The sequence below is a fragment of the Rhizobium sp. AC27/96 genome (assembly GCF_001692325.1).
Classification (GTDB): Bacteria; Pseudomonadota; Alphaproteobacteria; order Rhizobiales; family Rhizobiaceae; genus Rhizobium.
On record NZ_LXKN01000035.1, the window covers coordinates 14,508 to 34,175 of the forward strand.

Genomic DNA, 19,668 nt, shown 5'->3' on the forward strand with positions numbered 1-19,668 from the left:
ACCAGGAGGATGCGCTAGGCGAGCGTGTAGTTCGTCTTGACGGTGGTGAAAAATTCGCTTGCGTATCGGCCCTGTTCGCGAGGGCCAAAGGAGGAAGCTTTCCTTCCACCGAAGGGCACATGAAAATCCACACCTGCCGTTGGGAGATTGACCATCACCATACCAGCCTCTGCGTTACGCTTGAAATGGGTCGCGTGTTTCAGGCTGGTCGTTGCAATGCCTGCCGACAGGCCGAAAGGCGTATCGTTTGCCACCGCAAGCGCTTCGTCATAACCCTTGACGCGGATAACCGCCGCGATCGGTCCGAAGATTTCTTCGCGGTTGATGCGCATTGCATTGGTCGCTTCCGTAAAGAGCGCCGGCTGAAGGAAGAAACCGTTTGTGTCACGTTTGACGAGATTGCCCCCCACTTCAAGTTTTGCACCCTCAGACTTGCCCAGTTCAATGTAGTCCAGATTCTGCTGGAGTTGCTTTGCATCCACCACGGGTCCGATATCCGTGCCCTCTGCGAGAGCGTGCCCGACCTTCAGGCCCGAGACGCGGTCTTTCAGCGCGGCTACGAACCGGTCGTGAATACCCTCGGTGACGATTAGCCGCGATGAGGCGGTGCAGCGTTGGCCGGTCGAAAAGAATGCCGAATTCGCGGCCGCCTCCACTGCAATCGTGAGATCGGCGTCATCGAGCACCACGAAGGGATTTTTCCCGCCCATTTCGAGCTGAAACTTTCGATTGAATGGCACGGAGGAGGACGCGACCCGCTGGCCGGTCGACGTCGAGCCGGTAAAGGTAATACCGGTGAGGTCGGGACTGTCCAGCATTGCCTGCCCGACGACCGAGCCGCGGCCCATGGTGAGGTTGAGCACGCCGTTTGGCAGTCCGGCGCGCTTCAGGATATCAACGATGATCCAAGAGCAAGCAGGAACAAGGTCGGCCGGCTTGAAAACGATGGTGTTGCCGTAGCAGAGCGCCGGCGCAATCTTCCAGGCGGGAATGGCGATCGGGAAATTCCAGGGCGTGATGACGCCGATGACGCCGAGCGGCTCGCGGGTGATCTCGACGCCGACACTCGGTCTTACCGAGGGAAGGACCTCGCCTGCCAACCGAAGGGCTTCGCCTGCGAAGAAGTCGAAAATCTGCGCCGCGCGGGCAGTCTCGCCAATGGCTTCGCCCAGAACCTTGCCCTCTTCGCTCGCAAGGAGCGCGCCGATTTCCTCTTTGCGCGCAAGGATCTCGTCGGCCGTCCTTTTCAAGATCGCGTGTCGTTCGATGATACTCGATCGCGACCACGATGGAAAAGCGCGTTTTGCGGCGGCTATCGCCGACTTAGCATCCTCGGTGTCGGCCTGAGCATAGAGCCCAACCCATTCACCGGTGTCGGATGGATTGACGTTTGCTGACGACGTGTCGCCAACCCATTGTCCATCGATGAGGTTCTGGAAAATTGTCATTTCTGCTTTCCATCTCTATTCATTGCTACCGTCGCCCTGAGGTGTCGTGATCTTGCGAAGGGGACGCCTTTGCCATCGACGTTCTCAACTAACTTGGTCGTTCCGTGGAGCTTGGTGAGCGGGAAGCCGCTGAGCGCAATCTTGTTGCCATTTTCCACCGACGCCTCCCAACGTGCACTCAAACTCGACTATCAATTCTCAACCTAAGGCATACATATTATCCGGTTGTAGGGCAAGTGCTATATCAAGATTTATGCTGATTTGCCGTTCCGAGTCGGGTTAAAACGCTTTCCAGGAACCAGTGCGACAGGGATCAGCGATTTGCCAGGCAAACACATCTTCAGCGAGGTCGATCGACCGGAGCCTCTGCACCTTCGTGTGGCCACGTTGATCGGCCAGCAAATCGACCGTGGCACTCTCGGGCCGGGTGACAGGCTTCCGAAGGAGCAAGAACTTGCGCTGCAATTCAATGTCGGTCGAAATGTCATACGTGAAGCGATTGCCTGTCTTCGAGCCGATGGAGTTCTTGGTTCGCGCCAAGGCTTCGGTGCTTACGTTCTGGCCCCGCACGAACGTCAATCCTTTCGTATTGATCCAACGCGCCTGACCGACCCGGACAATATTCGCGCTCTTCTCGAGATGAGGCTGCCACTGGAGGCCCAGGCGGCGGGCCTTGCCGCCGATCGACGCACATCGGCACAATCCGATTACCTCCGATCAATCCATGTTCAAATGGTAGCATCGGAACACTGGTCGCCGCGCGCGATCGATCTCGACATAGAGTTCCATAGATCAATCGCGGCAGCAGCGCATAACGGCTATCTCGTCAATGTCCTTACACTGATTGCTCACAATACCAGACAGACCATCGAACAGGCTAGCGAGCGCAACGACCTGGAACGGCTCGTTCACTCGACCGAGATCGAGCATGAGGCGGTGCTGCTGGCGATCGAGCGGAGGGACCAATCCGCAGCACGGGCTGCTATGGAGGCGCACATCCGCTCCGCTGCCAGCCGACTTGGTGTCGAGTTGAGCTAGGTCACATACCCATAAAATAGTTTTAGATTTGAGCTGTTTGTGATTCACTGTCTCCAGCGATTGGAGGTAGTGATGGCGCGCTTTGATTTGACGGATTTCGAATGGTCGGTGATTGAACCGCTTCTTCCGACCAAAGTGCGTGGTAAGGCTCGCGTCGATGACCGGCGCGTTTTGAACGGCATATTCTGGCGGCTGCGCACAGGTGCACCATGGGCGGACATTCCAGCTCGATACGGCCCTTATACGACTTGCGTGAACCGCTTCAACCGGTGGCGCTACGCCGGGCATTGGGCGCGCATTCTCGATGCAATATCACAAGCTTACGAAGGCGACATCCAAATGATCGACAGCTCGTCGATCCGCGTCCACCAACATGCGGCCAACGGTCAAAAAAAGACGAGCGATCCAGTTGCATGGGTCGCTCGCGCGGCGGGCTAACCACCAAAATCCATGCTCTTGTCGATGCCAATGGTCGCCCGATCCTACTCAAGCTGACTGCCGGACAAGCTCATGATGGGCGTTCGGCTGCTGATATGTTTACGACGGTTCAGACTGGAAACATTCTCCTGGCGGATCGCGCTTATGACAGCGACAGCTTACGCCAGGATCTTAAAGCACGAGGAGCGTGGGGCTGCATCCGACCTATGCCAAACCGCGTCAACATCCCCGCCTTCAGCTCATGGCTCTACAAACAACGCAACGCCGTCGAGCGGTTCTTCAACAAACTCAAACACTTCCGTGCCGTCGCAACGCGATACGACAAACGCGACGATAATTTCCTCACAGCCGTTCAGCTCGCTTCAATTCGCATTTGGATACGATCTTATGAGTCGGTCACCTAGTGTCGTGATGCATTTATCCATCAAAACCGAGCGGATCAGGATCAGACGGATTTCGAAAAATGGCCCGGTTCCATCCAGTTCAAGAGCAATGACGTCTTGCCGACGCCTGGATTCATCGTGTTGGTCGGATCGAGCGAACGGTAGAAGTCCTTGAGCGCCGGCTCGGCGTCGTAGAGATGGCCTACATTGTGTTCAGCAGGATACTTCGCCCCTCGATCTTCCTGCAGCGCCAGGATCGCGTGTTTAACCGCATCACAATCTTCCCCCTTTTTTACCAGATACTCCTGATGCAGGACGTGGCAGAAAAAATGTCCGCAGTACATTTTGAATTCAAGCTTGGCTTCGATTTCGGCTGGCAGCGTTTCGAACCAGTCGAGCGTGTTTCGCGGCAGCGCTATCTCGAGCGCGACAATGTCCTCGACCGTTTTGGGATGAACTGCGCGATAGCGGACAATCGCGCCGCCAACCGCAAAACGATTGAGGAATGCAGCAGAGCCCTCATCCTCCGAGCACTCGAAATATTGGCCCGAGTGACTTGGGAATTTATCGTCCAGATAGCGACGCGCTTCTTCAATGCCGCCGTCCGCGATTTTCAACAGCAGATGATGTTCGTATTGGTCCCGGTATTCATTAAGACGAGTTGGCAGGTGATTGGGAAGTAGCCTGCAAGCGAACTGCAAGAGCCTGTCACTGAACGCTCCTCCCAGTCCGAGCTTCTCGGTGATCGCGTCGAACCGGCTCTTGAACGCAAACGCGATTGGGACTCGATCCGGCCCGTATCGCTTAATGAACAAAAACAAATCCTTACCGTACCCGCTGCTCGCATCAAATGCGGTTCGATGCATGTATTCACCGGCAACCGGCAGGTTGGCGAACGTCTGCAGAATGTCTCGACGGACGGTTTCAAGCTCTGCCGGATCGTTGGTTCCAATGTAGAAAACCTGCGTCTTGTTGTCGGCCTCGAAGGTGTCAAGCCTTACAGCAAAGACGGCAATGCGTCCCGCCGATCCGGCCGCTTCAAAGAGGCGACGCGGATCGGCGTTATAGCGGGCCGGAGTGGACGCGGAAACATCCCTGATGTGATTGCAGTATTCGTGGTCTGATGCCGTTAGGTTTTCAGGACTGGCAATATCGTCCGGCAAAATCTCTCCACGATCGAGCTTTGTCAAAATCTCCTCAGGCGTTTTGCCGAGGTCGATCCCAAGATGATTGACCAAAACAAGTTGACCGTCTTCCATGATACGAGCGTGCAGCGAAAGCTGCGTAAAGGCAGGGCCGCGCCGTATCAAGGCGCCGCCGGAATTATTGCAAACGCCACCCGTTACCGACGCACCAATGCAACTGGAGCCAATGACGGAATGCGGCTCGCGTCCGTACGGTTTGAGTCTACTTTCAAGGTGCGTGAGCGTAACACCAGGGTGACACACGGCTTGTGTGGCGTTGTTGATCAATTCAAGTCGAGTGAGGCGCATCGTGTTGATCACGACCACGGGCCGGTCATAGCCGTCAGCAACCGGAGTCGAGCCGCCGGTCAGTCCGGTATTCGCGGCCTGGCATATGATGATCAGCCCCGCTTTGTGGCATGTCTGCAGAACCGTCCACATTTCAAGCAGAGTGCCTGGTTGCACGGCCGCAACGATCGCGCCCCCGCCATATCTATACCCCTGTCGAAAACGTCTCGTACCCGTTGCACGCGTGTAAACATGCCGACGTCCGACGATGCGTTCGATTGTCTGAATGAGATCCTGCATTGTTGCTCGACACTTGTTTCGCTTAGTTAGGAGAGGTCGAAAGGCCAAGCCGGCGAGCGGCGCCGTCGATGTGCTTGCGCATGGCTTGTCCTGCAGCTAGCGCGTCTTGCGCGCTGATTGCTTCGAAGATCGTCCGGTGCTCGGCGATGGTCGCCTCGACGATGGTGTCAATATTGTGAGTTGCCCGAGCTGCAAGTATCGTTTGTCGAATACGCTGGCCCATGAAATTCAGAAATTCGATAATGTATTCATTGTTCGTCGCTTCCGCGACGCGATGATGAAAGTCCAGATCCGCATCGACGCCGGCATAGGTCAGTCGTTCATCGCCTTCCATCTCTGCAAGCGCGTCTCTGATCGCATCAAGCTGCACGTCCGTTCTGCGATTTGCCGCAAGTTCTGCCGACAAAATCTCCAGGAGGCCCCGCAACTCGAAGAGGCTTTTCAGCTTGTCTTCGTTTTCGAGCGCTTCGGAATGGATGCGAATTGCCTGTCGCACGCGAGGATCAAGCACGAACGCGCCAAGACCCTGGCGCGATTCGATCACGCCGTCAGCGCGAAGACACGCGATCGCTTCACGGATGACATTGCGGCTCACATTGAAGGAAGAAGCCATGTCGTGTTCGCTCGGAAGTTTATTGCCAGGCATCAAACGTCCCGAGGCAATTTCATCTGCGATCCTGGCGGCAATCGCCAGATGCAGAGGTTCCGGCCGGTCAATGCCCGAAAATAGGCGGTCGGTTTTCGGTTCCATTATTGAGAGCCCTTTTCTTGTAGACAGTATTTGATATAGCTATTATAGGGTTGCCCTACAAGTACAAACTTGAACGCGGACGGCAACAAGAACTTGCCGGTCCAGGATGTTCGTGGGTGAGGGATAGTCACATGAACGGTACCTTCGTTGGTCGCGTAGGAATTCCCGGCGTTGGGCCGGCAGTTGTGTATGTGCATTCCGGCCTTGTCTATGACATTACGTCGAGACAATGCCCGACGATGCGGGATTTGTTGGAGCTAGACGATCCCGCCGCCTATGCGAAGACTGCTAAGCGGACACTTCTCGGACCGCTGGACGAGATCGAGGCAGCCACACGAGAAAAGGGTAATGGCTATAGACTTCTTGCTCCAGTCGATCTGCAGGCCGTCAAAGCCTGCGGCGTTACCTTTGCACGGTCAATGATCGAAAGGGTGATCGAAGAACGAGCCGGTGGTGATCCGAACCTTGCGTCGCGAATTCGGCAAGACATTGTTGCCATCGTCGGCACCTCATTGCACGATCTAAAGGCAGGATCGGCGGATGCCGCGCGGGTAAAGGCAGCGTTGATCAAGGAAGGACTGTGGTCGCAGTATCTGGAGGTCGGTATCGGACCTGACGCCGAGGTCTTCACTAAGGCGCAGCCGATGTCTTCCGTCGGGCACATGTCGCAGTGTGGTCTTCATCCGGCATCGCTCTGGAGTAATCCAGAGCCTGAAATCGTGCTCGCAATCGACAGTCTTGGTCGCGTCAAAGGTGCGGCACTCGGTAACGATGTCAATCTACGTGACATAGAGGGACGATCCGCCCTTCTGCTCGGCAAGGCTAAGGACAATAATGCATCCTGCGCGATCGGTCCCTTTATCCGCTTATTCGATGAAAACTATTCGATTGAAGATGTGCGATCCGCCAAGCTCGACCTGAGGGTTGAAGGCGTGGATGGCTTTGTCTTGACCGGGAGCTCGTCGATGAGCGAAATCAGCCGCGACCCACTTGATCTTGTCAGTCAGGCGATCGGAAGACATCACCAATATCCGGACGGTCTGGTGCTTTTTCTCGGCACGCTCTTTGCCCCGACCATGGACAGGGGAGAGCCGGGGCAGGGTTTCACGCACAAGCCCGGTGATCGCGTAATTATTTCGAACGACGCGCTCGGTGCGCTGGAGAACCAGATGCAGTCGACCGACGCTTGCGCACCGTGGGAATTCGGCACCGCGGCACTCATGCGCAACCTTGCCGGTCGGGATCTGATCTAGGAGGAGCATCATGACGCAACAACTTCGCTTTGAGGGCAAAGTCGCCATCGTCACAGGCGGAGCTGGAGGTATTGGCAGAGCAGTTGTCGGTCGGTTCCTTCAAGAAGGCGGTTCGGTTGCCTTCAGCGATCTGAATGCAACGGGTAAGGAAATCGCTTTGCAACTTGACCCGTCGGGGAAGCGGGTCCTTTTCGTTCAGGGAGATATGGGCGAGGAAGCCTTCTGCAGCCGGCTAGCAACGCAAACCTTCAACCACTTCGGTCGTATTGACTTCTTGGTCAACAACGCCTTCGCCTTTATTGCCCGAGCTCTCGATGCGAGGACCGAGGACTGGAATCGGTCATACTTCGTAGGTCCGGTCGGGTTCGCTCGAATGATCCAGGCGGTTGCGCCGGTCATGCGCAAATCGGGTGGCGGCGCCGTCGTCAATGTCGGCAGCATTTCCGGTCATATCGCCCAAAGCAACCGATGGACCTACAACATGTCGAAAGGTGCGGTGAACCAGTTGACGAAGTGCGCCGCTCTAGACCTTGCGTGCGACGGCATTCGGATTAACAGCGTCAGTCCTGGATGGATCTGGTCCGATGAGGTGCTGAATGCAGCCGAAAGCGCCGGCGGAAAAGACAAATGGGCGCCGGTTTGGGGTCAGTATCACATGTTGAGGCGATGCGGCGAAGTCGATGAAGTCGCCAAGCCCATTCTGTTTCTGCTGAGCGACGACGCCTCGTTCATCACTGGAACAGACCTCGCGGTGGACGGTGGCTACCTGTCGATGGGACCCGAGGGGCACGGCGACACGAACGTCGTCGTAGGCGCTGCTGATGGAAGATAAACCTGTTGACGTCTCGAGGAGGAGATAATGGCTGATACCGATACCCCCCGCCAGGTTGCCGAGTCATATTGGCGAGCTGAATGCGCTCACGACATTCCTGCGATCCTTTCTCACTATCATACTGACGCAGTCTTCATACCTCCCGGCAAACGTCTGGCGGGCCATGACGAGATCAAGACATTCTATGAGGAATCTTTCCGTCGCTTCGTCGGCCTCGATGTTACGGTTACGAATGATCTGTCGTCAGGTGATCGAGCTGCGATCGAATGGAAGGCAGTGCTTACCGACGCTCAGGGCAAAAGCTATGATCTTTTCGGGATCAACGTTATCAAGGTCCGCGACGGAAAATTCGAAGAAGTGCGATGCTATTTTGACCCCGCACTCCTGATGGGCTGAAGCAAAGCGCGGAATGTATTTCGTCAGCGGGTCACGACAGCGCTTCCCGAATGGAAAGCGCTGTCGAACGCTCCACCTCTTCGCTGTAGCTGCGCAGTACTGCGGTATAGTGCTTTTCAAGGAGATCCTTCGCCCTTGGGAGATCTCCTTCTTCGATGGCATCGAGGATCTTTGCATGATCGTGTGATAGAGGGCTCGAGCTCGACTCCAGTCGAAAGATCGAACTGAACACGGTCGCACGTCGCACGAGATTTTCGTGGAAGTCGATGATGAACCGATTGCGAACTGCGTTGACCAGCATGATGTGGAAATTGGCAGTGATACCGGGTTCCGGATCGTGGCCGAGATCGCAGGACATGCCGATTTCGGCGGTGGCATGGCGGCGTAGCCGATGCCAAAGCTCGCTGCCGATTGCGCCATGCAGTTTGTCGAGCGCACCTTGTTCGATTGTCGTCAATGCATCGAACAAAGCGATGATTTCGCCGAGATCGGGGCGAGCGACTGAGGCGCCACGATTTTCATGCCAAGCGACGAGGCCTTCCTCGGACAATCTGATCAAGGCTTGACGCGCGACCACGCGGCTGACGCCTATCGCCTCAACGATTTCCCGTTCGGGCAGCTTGTCGCCTGGAACGAGGCGACGGGCAACGATCGCATCTCGAATGATCTTCGCTACCTGATGGGAACGGCCACTCATCTTTGAAGTCCTTTCGATGCCAGTACGACCGTTTCAGGTTGCATATATCTCTCGCTGATGGATCGACCAATCCATGCGCCTCGCTTTGATCCCACAACTTTTTTGAAATCGTCGCACATTCTTATCCGGTTCTTCGTTCACCGCTTGACACCAACTATATTTTGGCTATCAATATTTACAGATTGGCTATCAAAATTCCAAGCGGAATTTGGTGTGACCGCGAAAATCTCCGCATGATGATCAGGGCCTCACGCATTGCGGGGGGCCCTGAATGCGGACCGAAAAATCAAATATCGATAAAGGGAACGTTTCGATGCACCGACTGAAGACCGCGGCAATCGCGCTCATTGCACTGGGAGCCGCTCACCATACCGAAGCGCAGCAAGCGCCGAGGATCGTCCTCGTTTCGCCAAACCAGATTGGCGTTAACGACTATCTCAAGCTGGCGGCGGCCGGCTCGGAGGCCGTCGCGAAGGAACACGGCGGTACCGCAAAGCTATTTGAAAGCCTTGACCCCATCACGCGAAAGCGTGATCTGGCCGCCGCAGCCAGGGACGGCGCTGACTACGTGCTATCGGTTGGTTTCGAATTTGCCGATCTGCTCGATCCGATCGCGGAAGCACACCCAAACACGACTTTCCTCGCCATCGACTACTGCCCGCAGAAGCCAGGACCGAATGTTCACTGCCTCTTCGTGCGAGAACAAGAAATGGCGTTCTTGTCCGGTGCTGAGGCGGCGTGGCTGAAGTCAAGTGGAACATTTGCCACGATCGGCGGCATCGATATTCCGTTGCTCCACCGCTATACCGACGGTTTCCTTGACGGTGTCAAATATGCCGATCCCTCGGCCAGCTTAAAGCCGCAGCAGTGGATCGGTGGCAGCAATCCTTTTTCGGACCCTGCTCGCGCGTCGCAAATGGCGAGCGCGCTCTATTTTGACGGTGTCGACACGATCCTTGTGGCCGCCGGCGCTTCCGGCGGCGGTGTCGTGAGCGCAGCTCGATCCATGCCCGGGAAATTTGTTGTGGGTGCCGACACCAACAATTGCCCTCTCGCGCCGACGGCCGTCATCGACAACGTCGAGAAGCGCATGGACCGTCTCATCAAGATTGGTCTCGACATGGCGATCGAGAAGAAGCTGCCCGGCACCATCAGTCTCGGATTGAAAGAAGGCGTTGTCACGTTGACGTCGCTGGAAAGTGCAGCGGACGTCAACAAGTGCGTCGCGTCGAAGAACACCGAGGTCCTGGAGAAGGTAAAAGCGCTGCGTCAGGATGTCATCGACGGCAAGGTCCCGATCAAAGACCCTATGAACCCCTGAGATCGAAAAGATCTGCATCTCCACCCTGCACGTCAAACGATCGGGCTACCTATGGAATATGTACTTGAAGCAATCGGTGTCGAAAAGCGCTTCGGCGCGCTCGTCGCCAATCACGGCGTCAACCTCAGCGTGAGGTCTGGCGAGATCCATGCCGTCATGGGCGAAAACGGGGCCGGCAAATCGACATTGATGGCGATGCTTTTTGGCGTGCTCGTTCCGACTGCCGGTATCATAAAGCTGCACGGCCGGCCGGTCGCGTTTTCCTCACCACTTGATGCGATTGCTGCCGGGATCGGCATGGTTCATCAAGCGTTCAAGCTGTTTCCGTCCATGACGGTCTGGCAGAATATCATCTTTGGGAACGAGCCCGCGCGCGTCGGCATTATCGATAAGACAGCGGCGCGCGCTCGTATCCGGGAACTTGCTGCCGCCCATTCGCTCCAGATCGATCCGGACGCGATCGTCGCGGATCTGCCCATCGGACTGCAGCAGCGCGTCGAGATCCTCAAGGCGCTCTACCGCGAGGCCGACGTCATTATCCTCGATGAGCCGACGGCGGTCCTGTCGCCGGGAGAGCGCGATGGGCTTCTCAAAATCATGCGTGATCTCGCAGACAAGGGTAAGACCCTCCTCTTCGTGACCCACAAACTCAACGAAATCATGGCGGTCTCTGACAGGGTGACCATCATGCGCAAGGGCCAGGTTGTCGATGTCATGTCAACGCGTGAGACGACCTCAGAACGGATCGTCGAAGCGATGACGGGACGTACGGTAAATGCAAACCTGCCGCGGCAGGATAGGGAGGCGGGGGCGGCACTTCTCGAAGTCGTCGACCTCGTTCGCACCGACGTTGGAAAACCCCTTCTGACGCGCGTGACGTTCGACGTTCGCGCCGGCGAGATCGTTGGCATTGCAGGCGTTGCGGGCAATGGCCAGAACGAACTGATCGCCGCAATCACCGGTCGTGGCCGGATAGATTCCGGCGACATTAAGGTCTCGGGTGTCTCGACGCTTAAGCTGACCGCGCGACAGCTTCGCCAGCGCGGATTGTCCTTCGTTCCGGAAGATCGCCACGCAGTCGGCTCGGCATCCTCCATGCCAGCCTTTGTCAACTTGGCGCTGGGCAAGCATCGCCGCGCACCGATGTCGAAGCGTGGCCTCATCGATAAGAGCGCAATGCGCGCCTATGCCGAGACCCTGATAAAGCGTTTCGGTGTAGCTATTTATTCTGCCGACACGAAGGTCGGGACCCTATCCGGCGGTAATCTGCAAAAGCTCATCGTAGCGCGTGAACTGGCTCACGAAGCCGATGTTCTCATCATCGAACAGCCCACGCGGGGCGTCGACGTCGGTGCAATTGAATTTATCCATCAAGTGCTGCTGCAAGAGCGAATGGCAGGACGAGCGATCCTTCTCGTATCGTCCGAACTTTCCGAACTTCTTGCGCTCTGTGACCGGATCCTCGTCATGTACGAGGGGCGCATCATTGCCGAACTTGCTGCCCAGACAGCGAGCGAACAGGAGATCGGCTATTTCATGGCGGGCGGGAAGGCTGCGATATGAATACAAAGACATACAGAGCGCTTCCGAGCGCATATATTCTAGGCGGTGCGAAGCTTCTGATTGGCTTCATCGTGGCGGTTTCGGTCCTGGCTGTCTCGGGCGCCGACGTCATGGGCGCACTGACGTCGCTCATCGTAGGCAGCGTTGGTCCGCAATCGATCCAGGATTCTATAAACTGGGCCGTTCCACTCGTCGGGATGACGCTCGTTGCGGCTATTCCCCTACGCGCTGGCATCATAAACCTAGGGGGCGACGGGCAGCTGGTGGTCGGAGCACTGACATCCGCCCTCGTCGCAATATACATCCCCCTCCCGGGGCCAATCCTGACTTTGGTCGCGATGATCGCTGGAGCTGCGAGCGCGGGAGTTTTCGCAGTGATCGCCGGATATGGCGAAACTAGGTTCAAGATTCCACTGATCATCTCGAGTCTGCTCCTGAGCTACTGTGCGATCGGTGTGGCGTCCTATCTGGTGAGCTTTCCCTTCAACGACAAGGGATCAGGAAACCCGCAGACGGTGCAAGTGCCGATCGATGCCCGTCTCCCGTTGATCGGAGGTTCGGTCAACACAGGCGCGATCGTGATCCTCGCCGTGTGCATCCTTGTTGTATTTATCGATCGTCGCAGTGTTGCTGGCTTCGAGACCCAGGTCAGTGGAAACAACCGGGATTTTGCGGCCTATGCCGGGATCGACACGAAAGCGCAAACGCTCAAGCTGATGTTTGCCGCCGGCGCGATGGCCGGTCTGGTCGGATCGATAATGACCCTCGGGAGTTTCTACCGCTTCATCGACGGAGCGCTGATCAGTCCCGGTTATACCTGGTCAGGACTGATGGCCGCGCTTATCGGCCGAGGCGAACCGGTGGTGAGCATTCTGGCTGGCGCTTTCTTTGCGGTGCTGCAAACGGGAGGCTTCGCGATGCAGCGGTCTACCTCCGTACCTCGTGTCTTCACGACGATGCTCCAGGCCGTCATCGTTCTCATCCTTACCGTGGGCTTCCACAAGCAGGAGGGTCGTCATGACTGACGTCTTTTCGCCATATCTCATCTTTGCGGCACTACAAGCGACGACGCCTTTGCTTTTGGCAGCGCTTGCCGGCCTACTCTGCTCCCGGGTCGGCGTGTTCAACATGGCGCTCGAGGGCCAGATGTTGGTGGGTGCTTTTGCCGGGGTCGCGGTTGCCTTTTCGACAGGAAGCGACCTAGCGGGTCTTCTGGCCGCGATGATCGCAACTATGGCCTTTTCAGTCATCCTGGCCGCCGGCACAACCGTGCTGCGTGCCAATCCGGTCGTCGTCTGTATCGGCATGAATCTGCTTGCTTCAGGTCTTACCGCCTATCTGCTGCGGATATTTTTCGGCGTGAGCGGCACATTCGCCGACACAACGATCCCGCCCTTGCGGCGCCTCGCACTTCCGCTTCTGGCCGAGTTGGGTCCATACGGCGCTGCCTTCAACTACCATACCCTCCTGACATATCTGTCGTGGCTGCTGGCTTTTGGCGTGTTCACGCTATTGTACTTCACCCCGATGGGATTGCGGCTTCGTGGAACCGGCGAAAACCCGGATGCTGCCGCGTCGCTGGGGATCAACGTCGATCGTCTCCGCTTCCTGACTGTCACGATCAGCGGAGCCTTGGTCGGCCTGGCCGGTGCACAACTATCGCTTGGGACAGTGACGATGTTCTCGGAAGACATGTCAGCGGGACGCGGCTGGATTGCGCTCGTTGCCGTTATGCTATCTCGGGCGCGCCCGTTGGGAGCGGCTCTGGCCTGCCTTCTCTTCGGCTTGACTGATGCGATGGGCCTGCGGCTTCAGAGTTTTGGAGTCCCCAATCAACTCACCGATATCCTGCCTTATGTCATCACGCTCTGCGTGCTCGTGTTGTCTTCCGCCGTTCGCAAGAAACCGGAGGCCGCCTGAAAACGGTCCGCGCAGCCCGGTCCCGCCATAACAATCAATGTCCGTCCGCGCTTTGTCGTGAGCGGTAGCCCAGGAGGCTGAAATGAAATTCCTTATCGATAGTGACACCGGCCTCGACGATGCGATGGGCTTTGTCCACGCGATGCTCTTACCTGACGTTGAAATCATCGGCGTCACCTCTGTCTTCGGCAATGCCAATATGATCGACTGCGCCTATCATGCGCTGGAGATCGTCGACCTGATGGGAAGGCAAGTTCCCGTCGTTCCCGGCGCCCGCGAGCCGCTTGTCGGGGGGTGCGGTCCAGCACCGCGGGTGCATGGACAGTTTGGCAGAGGTCCTCTCGGGAGGCTGGATCTCCACGACCGTCTCGGCGACGGGTATGCTGCCAATTTTATTCTCGAACAGATCCGCGCCCACGGCGCGGGGCTAACCATAGTGGCGATGGGGCGTTTGACGAATATCGCGCTCGCCTTCAAGCTCGATCCGGAGCTTATGAGATCCGTCGGTGCCATCTACTGGATGGGAGGGGCGATCGCGGTTTCCGGCAACACCACCCCCGTAGCCGAAGCCAATCTTGATGGGGATCCGGAGGCGGCCCGGATTGTCTGCATGTCCGATCTCCCGCTCGTCATATTGCCGTTGGACGTCACAATGGACGCGCGCATCACCGACGACGACGTTCAGGCAATGAAGAACGTGGCCCACCCCGGCGTTCGGCATCTGACGAAGATACTTCCTTACTATCTGGACTTTTACGAATCCATCCTTGGCGTGAGGGAATGCGCAGGACACTGCGGACTTCTGATCGCGATAGCGATCGATCCTTCCCTCATCCAATTGTCGCACCGCCTGCCTGTGGCGGTGGAAACAGGCGGCGAGTTTACGCGCAGTATGCTGGTCGTCGATCGGCGCAAGCTGCGATCCCATGTAGCGCAGGAAGGCTGCGAAACGGGTGTCTCCGTCGTCCTGAAGGCTGATACGGCGCGCTATCATGATCAGTTCATGCGAGCCATCCTGTCCGCCAATTGCTCCAAAACATAATTGCCGCTCCGTCAAACCGGCAAGATCACACTAGACTGGAAAGGAATCATATTTATGATTGACCAGAGCGCCGTGCCAAAAGCCGAGCTACATGTTCATCTGGAATGCTCTGTATCGCCTGAACGAGCGCGGAAACTTGCAAGCCGAAACGGCATCGTGCTTCCAGACTCCTGCTTTACCGATAAAGGCGACTATCGCTACGTCGATTTTCCGGATTTTATCAATCTGGCCAAGATCGTCGGCAATTGCATATGCAGCGAACGGGACTACTACGAGATCACAATGGACTACTTGCAAAAGGCAAGGGACGCGAACGTCCTTTACCAGGAGCTGATTTTCTGGCCCGAACTGCCAGTGCAAAATGGATTGGCGCCGGAGGCGGCGCTCGATGCGATCGAGGTGGCAATAGCTGAAAATCGCGATCGGGGAGGGCCTTTGACCACCCTCCAGATTGTTATGTTGCGTCACAATGGCGTCGAGCATTGCGAGGAGACCGCGCGCTGGGCTGCCAAACTGCGAAGGCCCTTGGTGCGTGCTGTGAACCTTGCAGGAAACGAGGCGCCGTTTCCGCCAGCTCAATTCGGCAAGGCGTTTGAAATTGCCCGCGACGCCGGATTGGGTCTCGTTATCCACGCTGGCGAAGCGGCCGGTGCCGAGAGCGTCCGTGAAGCTCTCACAGTGCCTAGTGTCAAGCGGATCGGGCACGGTGTCCGCGCATTCACCGATCCGGACTTGATCGCGTATCTGATCGAACACGATGTCACCCTCGAAACATGCCCGGGTTCGAACGTGGCGCTCAACTTCTTTCCAGATTTCGAAAGCCATCCGTTTCGCGCCCTCTATGATGCCGGGGTCAAGCTGACTTTGAATTCGGACGATCCACCATTTTTCGGGACCGACATCGCACGTGAATACGCAATTGCCGAGAAAGCCTTCGAGCTGGACGAAGCTGGTCTCGTCGGATTGACGCGCAATGCCATCATGGCTGGATTCGTCACCGACGAGGAGCGCGGCGATTTGCTCTCCAAGTTGCCTTCTTAAGTGCGAGATTACCTGGGCCTCTAGTTCAAGCGGAAAGGCCGCCGGCTTTAAAACAGTGGTTCTTTTCGCCCCTGGATCGCGCAAAGTAATACACATCAGTAAGACTGAGACCTTCAGCTTTTCGGCTCGTCCAGACCGGTTGCTGGCTGCGGTCAGGTTCGCCAACTACGTATAGGCAATTTAATTCATGAAATGAAAGAGCTGTTTCAGCTGTCAAGTTAACAGAGCAGCGCAGTTCCATAAATCTGCTTATGCGACATGTTATATCATAACATGCTTGATGCGGAAGAAGATATCGAATTCCCGGCCTCCTCCCGAGGCACCTTGGCTGCCGTCGTACAGGTCCCGGCGGCAGCCACTTTTTCTCGGGGCATCTCCATCTCGACTTCCACCGAGACTTCGATGCTGGCGCCCCGTACCACACCTGCCGCCGACCGCGGCGCAACCGAACGCGATTTTTGTCATGAAGGAATGGATACTTTCGCCGCTTGAAAAGACCTGCCTCCGATGGATTTCTCGGGGCTGGACCGTTGCCGAAATCGCTTTGCTGGAAGGCAAGACCGTCGCGGATATCGAGAGTTGCCTGCAAAGCGCGCTCGTCGCGTTGGACGCGAAGTCAATGGCCGAGGCACTTCAGAAATTGAATCTTTCCGATTGAGCGGAAAACTTGGGGCTGATGCCCGGACCGCTCATAACGGGCTGGCCCGCAATAGCCCTCCATAGAATTTCTAAATTGTCACCTCCCTGAGCCACCGCCCGTGTCGGTCGGCCGCGCTCTATGCCGAGGGCACGGAGCCGGCCTTCGGCCGTCTCCGCCGATCCCGGTAACGATCGCTTGTCCAGCGGCTGCTCGCGCACCCGGAACTGAGGCCCGTTGCGGGCCGCGTTGCTGTTTCCGCCCCATGACATCGCCGGCCAGGCCGGTCAAGCGGCCCGTGAAGCTGGCAGATCTTCCGCGCCAGTCCGGCTGAAGCCGGACCCGAGAAGATCCCCCACCTTCCGCGCCACGCCGCTTGACAGTCCCGCCCGTCGCCGTGGGGCGGGCTTTCGCCCTCCCCCCTCTGTCCGGGGGAATGTCAGAGGCCATTCCCCCGGAAAGACCGGGGAGGCTTCGCCCGAAAGGGGCTTTCCCTTCGGGAAACGCAAACCCAGGAGACAGACAATGAGCATCTACACCCAGACCGCCCGTTTCGACACCGGCCGCGCCCTGACTGAAAGCGAAATGCGCCGCCTCGCACCGTCGATCTTCGCCGTGACCAGCCATGAGAGTCGGTCCGAGCGTTTCAAACCCATCCCGACTATNGAGGTGTTGCGCGGTCTCACGAACGAGGGCTTCGTGCCTGTCGGCGCCAAGCAGTCGCACACCCGTACCGAAGGCAAAACAGATTTTACAAAGCATCTCCTCCGCCTGCGCCGCATCGATGACGGCAAGGTCTACAATGTCGGGGACACGGTTTGTGAAATCTTGCTCAAGAATGCCAATGACGGGACGAGCGCCTATGAGCTTATGGCCGGACTTTTCCGCGTGCGTTGCCTCAATTCGTTGGTGACACAGACCGGCACCATCGACGCCATCAAGGTTCGCCACTCCGGGGATGTGCAGCATAAGGTCATCGAAGGCACCTATCGTGTCCTCGGTGAGGCCGAACGCACCCTTGCTGCGCCGCAGGTTTGGTCGACCCTGCGGATGAACGACGAAGAGGCGAGCATTCTTGCCGATGCAGCCCATGTTCTTCGCTTCGGCGACAACGAAGGCGAGACGACCACGCCGATCAAGGCGGAACAGCTTCTTGCTCCCCGCCGCCATGACGATCGTGCCAACGATCTCTGGACCGTCTGGAATGTGGTTCAGGAAAACGCAATCAGGGGCGGATTGCGCGGCGTCGGTCGTGATGATCTCGGCAGACCGCGCCGAGTGAAGTCCCGTGCCGTCAACGGGATCGATCAGGACATCAAGCTCAACAAGGCCCTTTGGCTCCTCGGCGAAAGAATGGCGGCGCTGAAGGCGTGAGATGACTTTCCCCCGAGAAACGACAAATCTAGGAGACAGAAAATGACAGAACTTGCAAACTTCATCCGCTTCAACGAAGACGGCACCATCAGCGGCAACATCGCCTCAATAGCCTACGATATCGACATCTCCGGCGAGCCGTTCAGCAGCGCCAACAAGGATGCTCCGGTCTTCCGCATCTTCGCGAAGTCCCCACGCGGGCGGCGTGTCGAACTCGGTGGTATCTGGAAGAAGAGGAACCAGAATGGCGGCGATTATTTCAGCCTCGCGGTCAGCACGGGCCACGGCAGGCTCAATGCCAATCTCGGCCGCTATCCCGGTCAGGACGACGAGGACCTGATGGCCGTCATTCCGTGGGATTGATCGCGCGATCGACAATACCCGCTGCCCGAGGGGGGCGTTCCCCTTCGGGCAGCACCATTGAGGCGACAGCGCCTTTGACCGCCGGCGCCCGCATCGAGCGGGCGCACTGCGGTACGAGAGGAGCCCTGCCCCCTCCCCTCGTGCTTCCCTGCCCGCCCGAAGGAAATGGTGCTGATAGCAACCATCCTAGATGGTCTGCTGAAGTGAATTTTCCCCGATGGAGAAGCCCGTTTTCCAGCCGCAGCGAGCCCGCGACAAATGCGGTGCATTTGTGCTGAGGCGAGCGATAGCCAAGCGGAGGAAGCTCGCGCTCCCCAATAGCGCCGTAGGGTTTTCCGGAGCACCGTGGGAAACGGTCGTTTTCCCTTCGATGTTACCCTATTCGAAATCATGTTGGGCCACCGCCCGTGCCGATCGGCGGCCCTCGATGCGAGCATCTGGCCCAGGTCTAAGCGGAGCGCAGCGAGCGGGGACAGTCGGTCCCGGCTCTCCCTTCGGGTCGCTATGCTGAGCCTCCTGCGGCTGCCCTTTTTCCCGCTCCAGCGCGACGAGAATTCCCGAAATCCCGCCCTAACGGGCGACGCTATGCTAATTTCTCCGATACTCTTCATTATCTCAGGACCGCGCCTGCTCGTTGCTCGTTGCTCGTTGCACGTCGCGCCGGCGCGGTCGGAGGGTTGCGTTTGCTGAACGGCTGGCCCTCGAGCGCAGCGGTTTCGTCACGGAACTGAGCTTCAGTTGGCTTGCGGGGGCGCTTCGCCCTGAACCGCCAGTCGGCGCCAAGCGCTAACGCAGATCGAGAAACCGGAGGCAGTCTTCGGTGAAACCGACAGACGTCCGGCGTCCTTGCGTTAAGTCCCGAAGATTGATCACGACCAGCTTATGGTCGAGCAAGATCCGCAGGAACCGCCACGGCATACCAGTCTCTTGTGTCCAACGATCTGCTCCGGGTCGTCCTCCTGTTGTTGCGATTGTAGGCGATCGAAATTGCGGCCATCAGATCGGTCAGCTTTGGGGCCACCACCCATTCCGGTCGGCCGCGCTCTATGCCGAGGGCACGGAGCCGGCCTGCGCCCGTCTCCGCCGATCCCGGTAACGATCGCTTGTCCAGCGGCTGCTCGCGCACCCGGAACTGAGGCCCGTTGCGGGCCCCATTGCTGTTTCCGCCCCATGACATCGCCGGCCAGGCCAGTCAAGCGGCCCGTGAAGCTGGCAGATCTTCCGCGCCAGTCCGCAAGCGGACCCGAGAAGATCCTCCACCTTCCGCGCCACGCCGCTTGACAGTCCCGTCCGCCGCCGTGGGGCGGGCTTTCGCCCTCCCCCCTCTGTCCGGGGGAATGTCAGAGGCCATTCCCCCGGACAGACCGGGGAGGCTTCGCCCGAAAGGGGCTTTCCCTTC

Annotated in this window: 16 protein-coding genes and 1 pseudogene; 13 read left to right on the forward strand and 4 right to left on the reverse strand. The window is 57.7% G+C overall.

From position 1 onward, the window contains the following. Positions 1 to 14 precede the first annotated feature (14 nt). Complete coding sequence (locus A6U86_RS24365; RefSeq protein ID WP_068396371.1) at positions 15 to 1,448, reverse strand: aldehyde dehydrogenase family protein; 1,434 nt, start codon at positions 1,446 to 1,448, stop codon at positions 15 to 17. Between the two features lie 321 nt (positions 1,449 to 1,769). Here A6U86_RS24365 and A6U86_RS24370 point away from each other — a divergent pair, with 321 nt between their 5' ends. Continuing rightward, on the forward strand, positions 1,770 to 2,486 hold the full coding sequence (locus A6U86_RS24370; protein ID WP_141683801.1) for a FadR/GntR family transcriptional regulator: 717 nt from the start codon (positions 1,770 to 1,772) through the stop codon (positions 2,484 to 2,486). Positions 2,487 to 2,558: 72 nt separating this feature from the next. Next, positions 2,559 to 3,328 (forward strand): annotated as a pseudogene (locus tag A6U86_RS34895) (IS5 family transposase). Positions 3,329 to 3,369: 41 nt separating this feature from the next. Here the strand turns inward: A6U86_RS34895 and dld are convergent. Further along, positions 3,370 to 5,079 carry a D-lactate dehydrogenase gene (gene dld, locus A6U86_RS24385; protein ID WP_068396380.1) on the reverse strand — a complete coding sequence of 570 codons (1,710 nt, stop codon included), beginning with the start codon at positions 5,077 to 5,079 and terminating at the stop codon, positions 3,370 to 3,372. Between the two features lie 22 nt (positions 5,080 to 5,101). After that, complete coding sequence (locus A6U86_RS24390; RefSeq protein WP_068396383.1) at positions 5,102 to 5,830, reverse strand: FadR/GntR family transcriptional regulator; 729 nt, start codon at positions 5,828 to 5,830, stop codon at positions 5,102 to 5,104. A 131-nt stretch (positions 5,831 to 5,961) separates the two neighbouring features. Between A6U86_RS24390 and A6U86_RS24395 the strand changes: the two genes are divergently transcribed. Genes A6U86_RS24395 through A6U86_RS24405 form a run of 3 tightly spaced genes read left to right on the forward strand, consistent with a single transcriptional unit; the run spans position 5,962 to position 8,311 of the window. Next, positions 5,962 to 7,083: a fumarylacetoacetate hydrolase family protein gene (locus A6U86_RS24395; RefSeq protein WP_068396386.1), complete on the forward strand. Its 1,122-nt coding sequence runs from the start codon at positions 5,962 to 5,964 to the stop codon at positions 7,081 to 7,083. 10 nt (positions 7,084 to 7,093) lie between these two features. After that, positions 7,094 to 7,915 (forward strand): SDR family oxidoreductase, encoded by an 822-nt coding sequence (locus A6U86_RS24400; protein WP_068396390.1) that lies wholly within the window; start codon positions 7,094 to 7,096, stop codon positions 7,913 to 7,915. 27 nt (positions 7,916 to 7,942) lie between these two features. Further along, positions 7,943 to 8,311, forward strand: a complete 369-nt coding sequence (locus tag A6U86_RS24405) for a nuclear transport factor 2 family protein (protein ID WP_068396393.1) — start codon at positions 7,943 to 7,945, stop codon at positions 8,309 to 8,311. Between the two features lie 31 nt (positions 8,312 to 8,342). Here the strand turns inward: A6U86_RS24405 and A6U86_RS24410 are convergent, their stop codons facing one another. Further along, complete coding sequence (locus tag A6U86_RS24410; protein ID WP_068396396.1) at positions 8,343 to 9,008, reverse strand: GntR family transcriptional regulator; 666 nt, start codon at positions 9,006 to 9,008, stop codon at positions 8,343 to 8,345. A gap of 271 nt (positions 9,009 to 9,279) precedes the next feature. Here A6U86_RS24410 and A6U86_RS24415 point away from each other — a divergent pair, with 271 nt between their 5' ends. The 8 genes from A6U86_RS24415 to A6U86_RS24455 all read left to right on the forward strand — a co-directional run bounded on the left by A6U86_RS24415 (position 9,280) and on the right by A6U86_RS24455 (position 18,269). Next, positions 9,280 to 10,329 (forward strand): BMP family ABC transporter substrate-binding protein, encoded by a 1,050-nt coding sequence (locus A6U86_RS24415; protein WP_083196986.1) that lies wholly within the window; start codon positions 9,280 to 9,282, stop codon positions 10,327 to 10,329. A 51-nt stretch (positions 10,330 to 10,380) separates the two neighbouring features. Continuing rightward, entirely contained in the window at positions 10,381 to 11,892 is a 1,512-nt protein-coding gene (locus A6U86_RS24420) for an ABC transporter ATP-binding protein (RefSeq protein ID WP_068396399.1), read from the forward strand. Further along, positions 11,889 to 12,917, forward strand: coding sequence for an ABC transporter permease (locus A6U86_RS24425; protein WP_068396403.1), 1,029 nt, complete (start codon positions 11,889 to 11,891; stop codon positions 12,915 to 12,917). The genes A6U86_RS24420 and A6U86_RS24425 overlap by 4 nt, the downstream gene beginning before the upstream one ends. After that, a complete protein-coding gene (locus A6U86_RS24430; RefSeq protein ID WP_068396404.1) occupies positions 12,910 to 13,812 on the forward strand; it encodes an ABC transporter permease in 903 nt (300 codons plus the stop codon). Before A6U86_RS24425 ends, A6U86_RS24430 begins: the two co-directional genes overlap by 8 nt. An 82-nt stretch (positions 13,813 to 13,894) precedes the next feature. Next, positions 13,895 to 14,854, forward strand: a complete 960-nt coding sequence (locus A6U86_RS24435) for a nucleoside hydrolase (RefSeq protein WP_068396405.1) — start codon at positions 13,895 to 13,897, stop codon at positions 14,852 to 14,854. A gap of 54 nt (positions 14,855 to 14,908) precedes the next feature. Then, positions 14,909 to 15,895, forward strand: coding sequence for an adenosine deaminase (gene add, locus A6U86_RS24440; protein ID WP_068396406.1), 987 nt, complete (start codon positions 14,909 to 14,911; stop codon positions 15,893 to 15,895). Between the two features lie 1,162 nt (positions 15,896 to 17,057). Next, complete coding sequence (locus A6U86_RS24450) at positions 17,058 to 17,906, forward strand: DUF932 domain-containing protein (protein ID WP_068396411.1); 849 nt, start codon at positions 17,058 to 17,060, stop codon at positions 17,904 to 17,906. Between the two features lie 42 nt (positions 17,907 to 17,948). Further along, entirely contained in the window at positions 17,949 to 18,269 is a 321-nt protein-coding gene (locus A6U86_RS24455; protein WP_068396414.1) for a DUF736 family protein, read from the forward strand. Positions 18,270 to 19,668 lie beyond the last annotated feature (1,399 nt).